Here is a 14,038-nt window from a genome sequence, read left to right on the forward strand (position 1 = left end):
GGTCACCTCCGGGTGGCCGTGCGCTGGACCCACAGATTGATCAGGACGGCGCCCAGGAGCATGACGCCGAGGAAGGCCTTGAACCAGTCGGGGTTCCAGCCGGCGTAGACGATGCCCTGCTGGACCATGCCGAACATGAAGGCGCCGAAGACCGGGCCGATCGCCGAGCCGTAGCCGCCGGTCAGCAGACAACCGCCGATGACCGCCGCCGCGATGTAGATCAGTTCCTGGCCGACGCCCTCGCCGGACTGCACCGTGTTGAAGGTGAACAGCTGGTGCATGCCGACGAACCAGGCACCGAAACCGACCAGCATGAACAGCGAGATCTTCGTGAACGTCACCGGCACGCCCACCGCACGGGCGGACTCCTTGTTGCCGCCGACCGCGAAGATCCAGTTGCCGTACTTGGTGCGCAGCAGGACCCAGGTGGCGATGGCCGCGAAGACCAGCCACCACACGACCGTGATCTTCACCTGGACGCCGCCGACGTCGAAGGACGAGGCGAAGACCTTCCTCGCCCGGCCGAAGCCGTCCATGTCGCTGATGTCGTCGGTGGCCACGTTCCCGGTGACCAGCTTGGTCACCGCGAGGTTGACACCCTGGAGGATCAGGAACGTGCCGAGGGTGACCAGGAAGCTGGGCAGGCCGGTCCTGACCAGCATCCAGCCGTTGAACGCGCCGATCCCGAGGGACACGATCAGCGCGACGACCACACCGACCCAGACGTTCATGGTCAGTTGGTAGCTGAGCATGCTCGCCGTGAGCGCCGAGGCGATCACCGCGACACCGGCCGACAGGTCGAACTCGCCGCCGATCATCAGCAGCGCGACCGGCAGGGCCATGATCCCGATGGTCGACGACTGGTACAGCACGTTCGCCATCGAACTGCCGTCGCGCACCGGCGGAGCCGTGACGAGGAAGAAGACGAACACCGCGACGGCACCGAGGAAGACGCCCACCTCGGGCCGGGCCAGCACCCGCAGGGCCGGCGAGCGTCGGGAGGTCCGGCCGTCGGTCTCCTTACGGCCGGGGGCCGGCGGTGTGGTCACCGCCGGCTCGGCGTGCTGGGCCATGCTCATCACCGGGTGCCCTTCGCGGCGTACGCGGCGACCGCGTCGACGTTGGACTTGTCGACGAAGGCCGGACCGGTCAGCACCGGCTGCTCCCCGCCACCCATGTAGTTGCCGTTGTTCTCGTACAGCCACAGCGAGTCGATCGCCAAGTACCCCTGGAGGTAGGGCTGCTGGTCGACGGCGAACTGGATGGTGCCCTGGCTGATGGCGCCCGTCAGGTTCTTGTTCAGGTCGAACGTGGCGATCTTCGCCTTGCTGCCCGCCTCCGCCACCGACTGGACCGCGGTCAGGGCGTACGGGGCGCCCAGGGTCACGATGTGGTCGATGGCGCTGTCCTGCTTGAGCTTGGCGGTGATCGTCGACTTCACCGACGGCATGTCGGTGCCGTTGACGTACAGGGTCTCCGTGGTGCCGGAGAAGGTCTTCTTCACGCCGTCGCAGCGCTGGGTGAGGCCGATGTTGCCCTGCTCCTGGATGACACAGGCGACCTTCTTGGCGCCTTCGGAGTTCAGCCGGTTGCCGAGCGCCTCGCCGGCCACCGTCTCGTCCTGGCCGAAGAACTGCAGCAGACCGAGGTTCTTCCACTCGCTCACACCGGAGTTGAGACCGACGACGGGTATGTTCGCGGCCTTGGCCTTGGAGATGACGTCCTTGAGGGCGTCCGGCTTGGCCAGGGTGACGGCGATGCCGTCGACCTTCTGGTCGATCGCGTTCTGCACCAGGTTGGCCTGGTTGCCCGCGTTGGGGTCGGCGGAGTAGATCAGTTTGACGTTGTCCTTGGCGGCGGCGGCCTCGGCGCCCTTGCGGACGATGTCCCAGAAGGTGTCGCCGGGCGACTGGTGGGTCACCAGCGCGACGGTCATCCGGGGTGTCGTGGCCTTGCCGGCGGAGGCCTCACCCGCTCCCTCCTCGGACTTCTTGCCACCGGAACTGCTGGAGCAGCCCGCGAGGGTCAGGGCGACCGCCGCGGCCATGGCCACGACCGGGGCGATTCTGCGGGAACGGGAGGGAGAAGAGCTGTCCATCTTTCCGGCACCTCACTGTGCGACAGGGGAACGACGGGGAAGGGGGAGTCGATCACAAGGATCCGGGCCCGGACCTGGAGGTCGGGAACTGCGACGCTGCTGGGACGGGATCCAATCCCCTGGGGCGCCCGCTGTCAATACTTTGTTAAGACATCATTTCAGGAGCAGGTCCGAATGTTAGAACAAACCATTGACATCGGGGCCGGGCGGGCCCTACACCTGAGGGGGCGATCTCTACCCCGAGTACCGGGGGGCCACCCGCCGCCCGAGGAGGTGCCCGATGCCGAGGACCGGCGACCGTCTGCCGAGGACCGGTGACCGTACCCGTGCCACGTCAGGATCGGCCCTGGACGCGCTGGACTTCACGCTGGACCGCAGCAGCCCGGTGCCGCTCTACCACCAGCTCTCCCAGCAGTTGGAGGCGGCCATCGAGCAGGGGGCGCTCACCCCGGGCAACCTGCTCGGCAACGAGATCGACCTGTCGACCCGGCTCGGCCTGTCCCGCCCCACGGTCCGCCAGGCCATCCAGTCACTGGTCGACAAGGGCCTGCTGGTACGCCGCCGAGGTGTCGGCACGCAGGTGGTGCACAGCCAGGTGAAACGGCCGCTGGAACTGAGCAGCCTCTACGACGATCTGGAGGCGGCCGGGCAGGGACCGACCACGCACGTCGTCCGCAACGAACGCGTCCCGGCGACGGCCGATGTCGCCGCCGCCCTGGGGATACCGGAGGGCGCCGAGGTCACGCTTTTGGAGCGGCTGCGCTCGACGCACGGGCAGCCGGTGGCGTTCCTGTGCAACTACCTGCCCCCGGCCCTGCTGGACCTCGACACGGCACGGCTGGAGGGGACGGGCCTGTACCGGCTGCTGCGCGCGGCCGGCGTGACGCTGCACAGCGCCCGGCAGACCATCGGCGCCCGCTCGGCCACCGCCGAGGAGGCCACCCTGCTCGCGGAGAGGGCGGGGGCGGCCCTGCTGACCATGCAGCGCACGGCCTACGACGACACGGGGCGCGCGGTCGAGTACGGGACGCACGTCTACCGTGCGTCCCGGTACGCGTTCGACTTCCGGCTGCTGGTCAGACCGTGAGAGCCGGCGGGCCGGGAGAACCACCGGGCCCGGCCGCCGGCCCCCGGGAACTACCGGGGCGCCATCCGCAGCGCGCCGTCCATGCGGATGGTCTCGCCGTTGAGGTAGTCGTGGTCGACGATCGCCAGGACGAGCCTGGCGTACTCCTCGGGCTGGGCCAGCCGCTGCGGGAAGGGCACTCCGGCGGCGAGCGAGGCGCGGAACTCCTCGGAGACGGTGGCCAGCATCGGTGTCTCGACGATGCCCGGGGCGATGGTGCAGACCCGGATGCCGTACTGCGCGAGGTCGCGGGCGGCGGGGAGGGTCAGTCCGACGACGCCGCCCTTGGAGGAGGAGTAGGCGGCCTGGCCGACCTGGCCGTCGTAGGCGGCGATCGAGGCGGTGTTGACGATCACGCCACGCTGGCCGTTCTCGTCGGCCTCGGTGCCGGCGATGGCCTCCGAGGCCAGTGCGAGGACGTTGAAGGTGCCGACCAGGTTGATCTGGACGACCTTCGCGTACAGGGCGAGGTCGTGCACGCCCTTCTTGCCGAGGATCCGCATGGACGGGCCGATGCCGGCGCAGTTGACGACCGTGCGCAGCGGCACTCCCGCGCCGGCCGCGGTGGCGACGGCGGCCCGTACCTGCTCGGGGTCGGTGACGTCGGAGGGCACGTAGGTCACGCCGGGGACCTCGGGCGCCTTGTCGACGCCGTCCTTGAGGTCGAGGGCGAAGACCCGCGCACCGGCCTCGGCGAGGGCCTTCGCGGTGGCCGCGCCGAGGCCGGACGCACCGCCGGTGACTAGGGCGGCGGTGTTCTCGAGCTGCATCATCACTCCTTGCCGAGGACGGTGAGCGCACCACCCTCGTTCCGGTCCAGCGCACGGGAGATGATCATGCGCTGGATCTGATTGGTTCCTTCGAAGATCTGCATGACCTTCGCCTCGCGCATGTAGCGCTCGACGGGGAAGTCACGCGTGTATCCGTACCCGCCGAGGACCTGCACCGCGTCCGTGGTCACCTTCATCGCGTTGTCGGTGGCCACGAGCTTGGCGATGGAGGCCTCCCGGGTGAACGGGAGGCCGGCGTCCTTGAGCCGGGCGGCCGCGAGGGCCGTGGCGCGCGCCGACTCGGTGGCCGCGCCCATGTCGGCGAGGACGAAGGCCAGCCCCTGGTGCTCGATGATCGGCTTGCCGAAGGTCTCCCGCTCGCGGGCGTAGCGTACGGCGTGGTCCAGGGCGCCCTGGCCGAGGCCGGTGGCGACGGCGGCGATGCCGAGGCGGCCGCAGTCCAGGGAGGCGAGCGCGATCTTCAAGCCCTGCCCCTCCTCCCCGATGAGCCGCTCGACGGGCACCCGCACGTCGTCGAGCCGCACGGTGGCCGTGGCCGACCCCGTCAGCCCCATCTTCCGCTCCGGCGGGTCGACGCTCAGCCCCGGGGCGTCCGCCGGGACGAGGAAGCAGGAGATGCCGTGCGCACGGTCGTCGGAGGTGCGGGCCATCACCGTGTAGAAGTCGGCGTACCCGCCGTGCGTGGTCCACGCCTTGGCGCCGTTCAGGACGTACTCGTCGCCGGCGCGCGCCGCACGCGTGAGCATGGCCGCCGGGTCGGAGCCGGCGTGCGGCTCGGAGAGGCAGTACGCGCCGAGCAGTTCCCCGCCCAGCATCTCGGGCAGCCACTTCCCGCGCTGCTCCTCGGTGCCGAAGCGGGCCAGCGGGAAGCAGGACAGCGCGTGCACGGAGATGCCCACGGCCACGCTGGCCCAGACGGCGGCGACCTCCTCGACGACCTGGAGGTACACCTCGTACGGCTGTCCCGCCCCGCCGTGCTCCTCGGCGAAGGGCAGTCCGAGCAGTCCGCTGCGCCCGAGGGTACGGAAGACGTCCCGGGGGAACGCCCCGTCCGCCTCCGCGTCGGCGACCCGGGGTGCGAGTTCCCTGGCGGCGAGGGTGCGCGTCAGCTGGATGAGGTCGACGGCTTCCTCGGTCGGCAGGGCGCGAGTGGCAGGCATGTCGACCTCCGCGGAGTGATACTGAAACGAGTACGAACGTATCATTCACAGTACGGCACGCTGGCGTGGCAGAGCATCCGCACGGAAGATGCACCAAGCGCCTCAGCCGCCGCTCCGTAGGAGGAGACGCGGAAGGAGAGGCAGGAGAGGCTCAGGAGGAGACGGCGTGCACGATGAGTGACGCGAGCTGCTCGTACGCCTCGGCGTCGGTCAGCCCGGTACGCGCCTTCAGCTCGCCCTGCTGGATCTGGCGCATGGTCGCGGCGGCGACCTCGCCGACGAACGCGGTGTGCACCTCCCGGAAGGCGCCGTCGGAGACGCCGTCCGCGATCAGCCGCCGTACCCGCTCCGCCGCCATGCGCGTGTTGGCCTCGTAGACCTCGCGCGCGGGCGGGAACTCGGCCACGTCGTCGAGGAAGCGCCGGGAGAGCGGCCGTAGCTGCTCGGCGACGGCCGTCAGGTAGACGCGGACGCGGTCCGAGGGGTCGTCGGTCTGCGCCACCCGCTTCTCTACGGCCTCGGTCGCACCCCGGAAGTAGTGCTTGACGGCCTCCACGACCAGCCCCTGCTTGCTGCGGGCCAGCTGGTACAGCGTGGTCTTGGAGCAGCGCAGCCGCTCGGCGAGATCGTCCAGGGTGAGATCGGAGAACCCCTCCGCCGTGAGCAGCGCGACGAGTCGTTCCAGCAGGTCGGCCTGTCGGGCGGTGCGGCGGGGGGACGGCATGATCCCAGAATATCCAGGCCCCCGCCGGACCCGGCCGGCCGGTGGCCGACCGCGCCCGGAACGCACCGAAGCCGCCCTCTCACGCATGAGAAAGCGGCTTCCGACCTGCGATGACGCTGGTCGGGACGACAGGATTTGAACCTGCGACCCCTTGACCCCCAGTCAAGTGCGCTACCAAGCTGCGCCACGTCCCGGTGCGCTCCCGCGGATTTCCGCGTGATCGCGCGAACAGCACTTTACCCCACGCCGGGCGCTGCGCCGAAAGGGGCACCGGCGCGGGACAATCGCCCCATGGGCAGCACGAGTGGCGGCGAGGACGCGAGGGACCGGGACGAGGAAGGGCGGGCACGCAGCGCACGGCCACGGGACGGGCTGGGACGACCGCTGCCGTACGGGACGGCCGGGGTGGAGCGCCAGCCCGAGGGGGTCGTCCGGCGGCCGCAGGACAGTGTCACCGAGGCGCAGGCGCTGCTGGACGCCGGGAAGCCGTTCCACGCGCACGAGGTGTTCGAGGACGCCTGGAAGTCGGGCCCGGAGGAGGAGCGCACGCTGTGGCGGGGCCTGGCCCAGCTCGCGGTGGGTCTCACCCATGCCGCCCGCGGCAACCTCACGGGCGGCCGCGGCTGCTGGGGCGCGGGGCGGCGGCCGTGGAGGAGTGGGCCCGCGGCACCGGGCGGTGGCGGCCGTACGGGATGGACGTCGCCGGGCTGGCCGACTGGGCGCGGCGGCTGGCCGCGGAGGTGGAGGAGACGGGTGCGGCGGTGGACGCGAGGGCCTCGGCACCGCGGTTGCGCTGACACCCGCCCCCGTCACTGTCGGTGGCGTACGGCAGACTCGTGGTCGTGCGAAAGATTCATGTCATCGGTATCGGCGCGGGCGACCCCGACCAGCTGACCCTCCAGGCGGTCCGGGCGCTGCGCAGCACGGACGTGTTCTTCGTCCTGGACAAGGGCGAGGTGAAGAGCGACCTCACACGACTGCGCCGGGACATGCTGGACACGCACGTACCGGACGGCGGCTACCGGGTGGTGGAGGCCCGCGACCCGGAGCGGGACCGCCGCGCGGGCGGCGCCGCCTACTCCCCCGCCGTCGGCGACTGGCGCAGCGCCCGCGCCGGGATCTACGAGCGGCTGATCGCGGAGGAACTCGGCGAGGAGGAGAGCGGCGCGTTCCTGGTGTGGGGCGACCCCGCGCTGTACGACAGCACGATCGGGATCCTCGAGGAGGTGCTGGCACGGGGCGCGGTGGCCTTCGCCTACGACGTGGTGCCCGGCATCAGCAGTGTCTCGGCACTCGTCGCCCGCCACCGCACGGGCCTGAACCGGGTGGCCCGGCCGGTGCAGATCACCACCGGGCGGCGGCTCGCCGAGGGCTTCCCGGAGGGGGTGGACGACGTGGTGGTGATGCTCGACGCCCACCAGGCATTCAGGCGGTACGCCGACCAGGACGTCGACATCTACTGGGGCGCCTACATCGGCACCCCGGACGAGATCCTCGTCTCGGGCCCGCTCGCCGAGGCCGGCCCCCGCATCGAGCGCCTGCGCGCCGAGGCCCGCGAGCGCAAGGGCTGGATCATGGACACGTATCTGCTGCGCCGCAACCCCCGGGACGTGTAGGGGTGTCGTAGGGCACCCGGCCGGACCGCGCCCGCGTGCGGGGCCGGGTGGCCGGTGTGATCGTGACCTCGTGACAGTCACCGAGGAATCGGCGGGGGCCGGGGGATCCGCGGGGTCCGTGCCGGCCGCGACACAGCCGCCCGTGCTCGATCCGCGGCGGCGGAACATCGTCTTCGTGACGATCGTGCTGGGCATGCTGCTGGCGGCGCTGGACCAGACGATCGTGGGCACCGCGCTGCCGACGATCGTCTCGGACCTCGGCGGCGCCGAGCACATGTCGTGGGTGGTCACCGCCTATCTCCTCGCGGAGACCGTCGCGACCGTCCTGGTCGGCAAGTTCGGCGACCTGTTCGGCCGCAAGGCGGTCTTCCAGGTATCCGCGATCATCTTCATCACGGGGTCGTTCCTGTGCGGCCTGGCCACCGACATGACGCTGCTGATCCTGTGGCGGGCGATGCAGGGCATCGGCGCGGGCGGCCTGATGGTGACCTCCATGGCGCTGATCGCCGACGTCATCCCGCTGCGCGAGCGCGGCAAGTACCAGGGCGCGATCGGCGCCGTGTTCGGCGTGGCCACCGTCGTCGGGCCGCTGCTGGGCGGCCTGTTCACCGACCATCTGTCGTGGCGGTGGGCGTTCTACGTCAACGTCCCCATCGCGATCGTCGTCGTGTTCGCGGCAGCCCGCACCATCCCGGTGGTGAGGTCGGCGGTCCGCCCGGTCATCGACTACGCGGGCATCGCGCTGATCGCGGTCGGCGCCAGCGCGCTGATCCTGGCGACGAGTTGGGGCGGCAACGAGTACGCGTGGGGTTCGGGCGTCATCATCGGCCTGTTCGTCGGCGGCCTGCTCGCCCTCGCCGGGTTCTGCTGGGTGGAGACCCGGGCGAAGCAACCGATGCTGCCGATGCGGCTGTTCCTCAGCCCGGTCTTCACGGTCTGCTCGATCCTCAGCTTCATCGTCGGCTTCGCGATGCTCGGCGCCCTGACCTACCTGCCGACGTATCTCCAGTACGTGGACGGCGACTCGGCGACCGTGTCCGGCGTACGCACCCTGCCGATGGTGCTGGGGCTGCTGATCGCGTCGGTCTTCAGCGGCAACGTGGTCAGCAAGACGGGCAGGTACCGCCTGTTCCCGATCGTCGGTTCGCTGGTGATGGGTGTCGGGCTGTACCTGATGTCCCTCATGGAACCGTCCACGGGCGCCTGGCTGGAGTCGCTGTACATGTTCGTGCTCGGCACCGGCATCGGTCTGTGCATGCAGGTGCTGACGATCGCCGTGCAGAACACCGTCGAATACGCCGACCTGGGCACCGCCACCTCCGGCGTCACCTTCTTCCGGACCCTGGGCAGTGCCTTCGGCACCGCAGTCTTCGGCACGATCTACGCCAACGCCCTCGCCCCCAACCTCGAGGACGGCATCGCGTCCGCCACGGCGGTCGGCGGTGCGACCCGGCGACCGTCACCCGCGCGGCGACCAGCCCGGAGGGCCTGCACCAACTGCCCCCGGACACCGCCGCCCCGCTCGTCGGGGCGTACGCCGACACCATCCAGACGGTGTTCCTGTGGACCGTGCCGGTCGCCGCCCTCGGCTTCCTCGTCGCGCTGTTCCTCAAGCAGGTCCCGCTGCGCGACAGCGCCCGCAGGACCTCCACCGACCTCGGCGAGGGGTTCGGCTCGCCGCACGACGCGAACGCGCGGCGGATGCTGGAGACGGCCGTGGCGAAGATCATCGGCAGGACGGACGCCGAGACCGCACGCCGCATCGTCGAGGAGTCCGACACCCGGCTCGACGCGGCCGGGGCGTGGGCGGTGATGCAGGTCGAGCTGTTCGACCGGCTGGTCGGCCATGCGAGCCTCGGGCTGATCGCCGCCCGCCGTCACCTGCCGCCCGAGGTGCTGCTGCCGGTGTTCGACCGCATGGTCGACGAGGGTTTCCTGACCCGCCACGGCTCGCTGATCGGCCACACGGAGGCGGGGGCGCGCGAGGCCCGCGTGATCACCCAGGCGTGGGGCGACTGGCTGGAGGAGCGGGTCCGGCAGGACATCGGACACCCGGCGGGCAGCGATCTGCGGGCCGCCGTGGACGCCATCGCCAAGCGGCTCGTGGTCGAGGACCTCAGCGCCGGCCTCACCCAGCGGTCGTCGGCGCTCGCCCCGGCCGCACCCTGAAAACGGGATGCCCACCGGGGTCCGCGCACCTCATACTCGACGCCATGCCGCCCGCCCCCGTCCGCTTCCGCGACCCGGCCACCACCCTCGCCGACCACGCCGCGTCGGCGCTGGTCAGGTGCCCGCGCTGCGCGCGCCTCGCTCACTACGAGCGCGCCCTGACCACACCCCCGTCCACCGTCTGGTGTGCCGCTCCTGCGGCCTGTCCCGGCCCGCGGGACGGCCGGCGCTGTGGCTGTCGACCCGTACCCGGCACGGCGAGGTGTGGGCGTACAACCTCGAACACCTCGATGTGCTGCGGCGGTTCGTGGCCGCCTCCCTGCGGGAGCGGGACCCCTGGTACGAGCACGGCCGCAAGATGACGTACATCGCCCGGCTGCCCGCCTGGATCAAGAGCGCCAAGAACCGCACGGAGGTCCTCCGCGCGATCGACCGGATGCGCGCCTCCGTCACGGCGCGCTGAACCCCAGCCGTTCCAGCGCACCGGCCACGTCCGGGACCACGGTCACACCGTCCGGCAACGGCGGCCGTCGTACGACCACGACGGGCAGGCCGAGCCGGCGGGCGGCCGTCAGCTTCGCGGCCGTCGCCGCTCCCCCGCTGTCCTTGGTGACCAGCACGTCGATGCGGTGCTCCCGCAGCAGCGCCAGCTCGTCGGTGACGGTGAACGGGCCGCGGGCCAGAACCAGTTCGGTGTCCGGCGGCATCGGCGGCTCGGGCGGCTCCACGGACCGGACGACGAAGTGCGGTCCGGTCAGATGTGCGAAGGCCGCCAGGCCCAGGCGTCCCGTCGTCAGGAACACACGCCTGCCCAGGGCGGGCAGCAGTTCCGCCGCCTCTGCCAGGGAGCCGACCGGGTGCCAGCGGTCGCCCGGTCCGGGCCGCCAGCCGGGCCGGCGCAGCACGACCAGGGGCCGTCCGGCGGCCGACGCGGCCGTCGCCGCGTTCGCGGTGATGCCGGAGGCGAAGGGATGGGTGGCGTCGACCACGGCGTGCACCCCGTGCTCGCCCAGCCAGGCCGCGAGCCCTTCGGCCCCGCCGAACCCGCCGATGCGCACGTCCCCCGCGAGCGCCCCCGGCCGCGACACCCGCCCCGCCAGCGACGAGGTCACCCGGACACCGGGGTGTGCCGCCAGGACGGCGGCCAGTTCACGGGCTTCGGTGGTGCCACCGAGGACCAGGACATGCGCGGACATGGACATGGCGTCGAGCGTACGAGGCCGGAAGGGCGGAGGGGGCTGGGGGGCCGTCCCGGCGCGGACGTCCCGGCGCGGACGTCGGGGCCGCGGACCTCCCGGCACGGACGTCGGGGCCGCGGACCTCCCGGCACGGACGGAGGTCAGCGCACCAGCAACTGGACGCCGCCCACCACCGTCGCCGCGATGACGAGCCGTTCGAACAGCAGCTGGTTGATGCGGTGCACCGCCCACCGGCCGAGCAGGGCACCGGGGACGACGAACGCGACGAGAGCCGCGTCCAGGAGCAGCGAGCTGCCGTCGATCAGGCCGAGGCCGACACTGAACGGCACCTTCGAGACGTTCACGATGAGGAAGAAGAACGCGGAGGTGCCGAGGAAGCCGAGTTTGCGGAACCCCGCCGAGAGCAGGTACATCGACATCACCGGGCCGCCCGCGTTGGCGACCATCGTGGTGAAGCCGCCGAGGACGCCGTAGGAGCGGGCCTTCAGACGGCCGGCGCGGGTGACCACGGCGTCGGGGTCGTCGGCCGCCTCGGCGGTGCGCCGCCGCCACACCGTGACGCCGGTCATGAACAGCAGGATCACGCCGATCGAGGTGCGCACGGCCGCGTCGTCGGCCCACATCAGGAACAGCGTGCCGACGACGACACCGGCCGCGACCGCCGGGAACAGCCGCCACAGCGTGGGCCAGTGGGCGTGCCGGCGGTAGGTCAGGACGGCCAGCACGTCCCCGGCGATCAGGATCGGCAGCAGGACGCCGGTGGAGGCGCGGGCGGGCAGGACCGCGGCGAAGATCGCCAGGCTGACCGTGTTGGCCCCGCTGACGGCCGTCTTGGAGAAGCCGACCAGCAGGGCCGCGAGGGCGAGGACGGCGAACTCCCAGCCGGTGATGTGCCACAACGTCATCGTGTTCATGCGGGGACCGATGCTACGCACACCTAAGGGGCCCCGGTGAGCCGGTGTCGCCCGACGGCTCCTGCAAGGGCCTGCCGCCCCGTCGGGTCCTAGTGCCGCTCGACCAGCACCGCGCTCCCCTGCCCCACGCCGACGCACATCGTCGCCAGGCCCCGCTCCGCCCCCGTGCGCCGCATCCGGTGCAGCAGGGTGGTGAGGATGCGGGCCCCGGAGCAGCCGAGGGGATGGCCGAGGGCGATCGCGCCGCCGCTGGGGTTGACCAGCTCGGGGTCGACGCCCAGCTGGTCCACGCAGGCCAGTGCCTGCGCGGCGAACGCCTCGTTGAACTCGGCCTCCTGGAGGTCGCCGACGCTCCACCCGGCGCGGTCCAGCGCCTTGCGGGTCGCGGGGACCGGGCCGATGCCCATCACGTCGGGGTGGACACCGGCGGAGGCACCGGCGACGTAGCGGCCGAGGGACTCCAGACCCAGTGCGTTCAGGGCCTCCTCGCTGACCAGGAGGAGGCCGGCGGCGCCGTCGTTCATCGGGGAGGCGTTGCCCGCGGTGACCGTGCCGCCCCGCCGGAAGACGGGTGCGAGCGCGGCGAGCCTGTCGTAGGAGGTGTCCTCGCGGATGCACTCGTCGGCGTCGACGACCACGCCGTCCGGGCGCCGCACGGGCAGGAGTTCGTCGTCGAAGTGGCCGTTCTTGCGGGCGAGCGCGGCGCGTCGGTGGCTGCGGAGCGCGAAGTCGTCCTGGCGCTCGCGGGTGATGCCGTACCGTTCGGCGACCTCCTCGGCGGTCTCGCCCATCGCCAGCAGACCGTGCAGGTCCTTCATGGCGGGGTTGACCAGGCGCCAGCCGAGCCGGGTGTCCACGGTCTCCACGCGGTGCGGGAGGGCCTCGTCGGGGCGGGCGAGCACGAAGGGGGCGCGGCTCATCGACTCGGAGCCGCCCGCGAGCACGATCTCGGCCTCGCCCGCGGCGATCGTGCGGGCCGCGGCGGTGACGGCCTCCATGCCCGAGGCGCAGAGCCGGTTCACCGTGGCGCCGGGCACGGTCTCGGGGAGTCCGGCGAGCAGGGCGGCCATGCGGGCGACGTTGCGGTTGTCCTCGCCGGCCTGGTTGGCGGCGCCCCAGTACACGTCGTCGATCCGGGCGGGGTCGAGCGCGGGCAGGTCGGCGACCAGGCCGCGGATGACGGCGGCGGCGAGGTCGTCGGGCCGTACGGCGGACAGGGCGCCGCGCAGCTTTCCGATGGGGGTGCGGCGGGCGGCCGCGAAGTGGACGGGACGCACGACTGGGGTCTCCTGACCGACGACGACGCTGTGGATCGGCAGATCAGCTGTGGATCGGCAGATTAATTAGCACTGCTAGTTTCGGACTATAGACCGCGGCCGGGGCCGCTGGGAAGGTCCCCGGAGCCTCGTCCGCTCCCCGCGCGAGCCGTGTTTGCGGCGATTCGGCCGGGGCACCCGCGCCTCCATGGAGTGGTTGCGCAGTGCCGCCTGCGTCGGTGAGGACCCCGAGCTGTTCTTCCCGGTGGGCGCGTCCGGACCGGCCCTGCGGGAGATCGCGGACGCCAAGCGGGTGTGCGCCCGCTGCCCGGTGACCGCCGACTGCCTGGACTACGCCCTCGTCAGCGGGCAGACGTCCGGTGTGTGGGGCGGGACCGGCGAGGCGGAACGTGCCGATCTGCTCCGTACCGCCCGAGACGACGTGAGAAGGAAGACCGCCGTATGACTGTCGTGAAGAGTCCGCTCCCCGAACCGGCCCGTCAGGTCACCTACGACGCCCTCCAGAGCACCCTGGTCGATCTGCTGGGGATCTCCCTGATCGGGAAGCAGGCGCACTGGAACATCGTCGGGCCGCGCTTCCGCTCGGTCCACCTCCAGCTCGACGAGGTGGTGACCGCGGCCCGCTCCTTCGCCGACACGGTCGCCGAGCGTGCCGCCGCCCTCGGCCTGCCGCCGGACGGCCGCCCGGAGACGATCGCCTCGGCGTTCACGCTGCCGGCCCCGAAGGACGGCTGGCTGCGCGACGAGGACGTGGTCGAGGTGATCGCCGAGACACTGGGCGCGGCCATCGGCCGGCTGCGGGAACGCATCGAAGCCACCGAGCAGGCCGACCCGGTCAGCCAGGACCTGCTGATCAGCGTCACCGCCGAGTTGGAGAAGCAGCGGTGGATGTTCGAGGCGGAGAACTGGCCGCGCGAGAGCTGACCACCGCCGCGACACCGGCTCGACGACGACGGAAGGGCAT

The 14,038-nt window shown here is 71.7% G+C and carries 12 protein-coding genes, 1 tRNA gene and 3 pseudogenes; 7 read left to right on the forward strand and 9 right to left on the reverse strand.

Annotated features, from left to right (window positions below; genetic code table 11):
- Window positions 1–2: 2 nt before the first annotated feature.
- Both BM536_RS04080 and BM536_RS04085 read right to left on the reverse strand, forming a co-directional pair.
- The gene (locus BM536_RS04080; protein ID WP_073491726.1) at window positions 3–1,079 is read right to left on the reverse strand and encodes an ABC transporter permease; all 1,077 of its coding nucleotides are present in this window, start codon (window positions 1,077–1,079) and stop codon (window positions 3–5) included.
- Window positions 1,079–2,098, reverse strand: coding sequence for a sugar ABC transporter substrate-binding protein (locus tag BM536_RS04085; RefSeq protein ID WP_073491725.1), 1,020 nt, complete (start codon window positions 2,096–2,098; stop codon window positions 1,079–1,081). Before BM536_RS04085 ends, BM536_RS04080 begins: the two co-directional genes overlap by 1 nt.
- 301 nt (window positions 2,099–2,399) lie before the next feature.
- Here BM536_RS04085 and BM536_RS04090 point away from each other — a divergent pair, with 301 nt between their 5' ends.
- On the forward strand, window positions 2,400–3,185 hold the full coding sequence (locus BM536_RS04090) for a GntR family transcriptional regulator (RefSeq protein ID WP_073491745.1): 786 nt from the start codon (window positions 2,400–2,402) through the stop codon (window positions 3,183–3,185).
- Window positions 3,186–3,235: 50 nt separating this feature from the next.
- Here BM536_RS04090 and BM536_RS04095 read toward each other — a convergent pair whose 3' ends face one another.
- The 4 genes from BM536_RS04095 to BM536_RS04110 form a co-directional block, all read right to left on the reverse strand.
- On the reverse strand, window positions 3,236–3,994 hold the full coding sequence (locus tag BM536_RS04095) for an SDR family NAD(P)-dependent oxidoreductase (RefSeq protein WP_073491744.1): 759 nt from the start codon (window positions 3,992–3,994) through the stop codon (window positions 3,236–3,238).
- Between the two features lie 2 nt (window positions 3,995–3,996).
- Window positions 3,997–5,175 (reverse strand): acyl-CoA dehydrogenase family protein, encoded by a 1,179-nt coding sequence (locus tag BM536_RS04100; protein ID WP_094102608.1) that lies wholly within the window; start codon window positions 5,173–5,175, stop codon window positions 3,997–3,999.
- 151 nt (window positions 5,176–5,326) lie between these two features.
- Window positions 5,327–5,899: a TetR/AcrR family transcriptional regulator gene (locus BM536_RS04105; protein WP_073491724.1), complete on the reverse strand. Its 573-nt coding sequence runs from the start codon at window positions 5,897–5,899 to the stop codon at window positions 5,327–5,329.
- A 117-nt stretch (window positions 5,900–6,016) separates the two neighbouring features.
- Window positions 6,017–6,093: transfer RNA gene (locus tag BM536_RS04110), tRNA-Pro, on the reverse strand.
- Window positions 6,094–6,190: 97 nt separating this feature from the next.
- Here BM536_RS04110 and BM536_RS04115 point away from each other — a divergent pair.
- From BM536_RS04115 to BM536_RS04130, 4 genes and pseudogenes are all read left to right on the forward strand, one after another.
- Window positions 6,191–6,696 (forward strand): annotated as a pseudogene (locus BM536_RS04115) (DUF309 domain-containing protein).
- A gap of 45 nt (window positions 6,697–6,741) precedes the next feature.
- Window positions 6,742–7,515, forward strand: a complete 774-nt coding sequence (gene cobF / locus BM536_RS04120) for a precorrin-6A synthase (deacetylating) (RefSeq protein ID WP_073491743.1) — start codon at window positions 6,742–6,744, stop codon at window positions 7,513–7,515.
- A gap of 70 nt (window positions 7,516–7,585) precedes the next feature.
- Window positions 7,586–9,684 (forward strand): annotated as a pseudogene (locus tag BM536_RS04125) (MDR family MFS transporter).
- A 44-nt stretch (window positions 9,685–9,728) separates the two neighbouring features.
- Window positions 9,729–10,147 (forward strand): annotated as a pseudogene (locus tag BM536_RS04130) (hypothetical protein).
- On the opposite strand, the gene BM536_RS04135 reads toward BM536_RS04130, so the two are convergent.
- The 3 genes from BM536_RS04135 to BM536_RS04145 all read right to left on the reverse strand — a co-directional run bounded on the left by BM536_RS04135 (window position 10,134) and on the right by BM536_RS04145 (window position 13,074).
- Window positions 10,134–10,880 carry a cobalt-precorrin-6A reductase gene (locus BM536_RS04135; protein WP_094102532.1) on the reverse strand — a complete coding sequence of 249 codons (747 nt, stop codon included), beginning with the start codon at window positions 10,878–10,880 and terminating at the stop codon, window positions 10,134–10,136. The pseudogene BM536_RS04130 and the gene BM536_RS04135 overlap by 14 nt on opposite strands.
- Before the next feature lie 143 nt (window positions 10,881–11,023).
- A complete protein-coding gene (locus BM536_RS04140; RefSeq protein ID WP_073491723.1) occupies window positions 11,024–11,797 on the reverse strand; it encodes a sulfite exporter TauE/SafE family protein in 774 nt (257 codons plus the stop codon).
- Between the two features lie 89 nt (window positions 11,798–11,886).
- Window positions 11,887–13,074 carry a thiolase family protein gene (locus tag BM536_RS04145; protein ID WP_094102533.1) on the reverse strand — a complete coding sequence of 396 codons (1,188 nt, stop codon included), beginning with the start codon at window positions 13,072–13,074 and terminating at the stop codon, window positions 11,887–11,889.
- A gap of 187 nt (window positions 13,075–13,261) precedes the next feature.
- Here BM536_RS04145 and BM536_RS04150 point away from each other — a divergent pair, with 187 nt between their 5' ends.
- Window positions 13,262–13,519, forward strand: a complete 258-nt coding sequence (locus BM536_RS04150; RefSeq protein ID WP_073491742.1) for a WhiB family transcriptional regulator — start codon at window positions 13,262–13,264, stop codon at window positions 13,517–13,519.
- The gene (locus BM536_RS04155) at window positions 13,516–13,998 is read left to right on the forward strand and encodes a Dps family protein (protein ID WP_073491722.1); all 483 of its coding nucleotides are present in this window, start codon (window positions 13,516–13,518) and stop codon (window positions 13,996–13,998) included. The genes BM536_RS04150 and BM536_RS04155 overlap by 4 nt, the downstream gene beginning before the upstream one ends.
- The last annotated feature ends 40 nt before the right edge of the window (window positions 13,999–14,038 follow it).

This window comes from Streptomyces phaeoluteigriseus (assembly GCF_001896135.2).
GTDB lineage: Bacteria > Actinomycetota > Actinomycetes > Streptomycetales > Streptomycetaceae > Streptomyces > Streptomyces phaeoluteigriseus.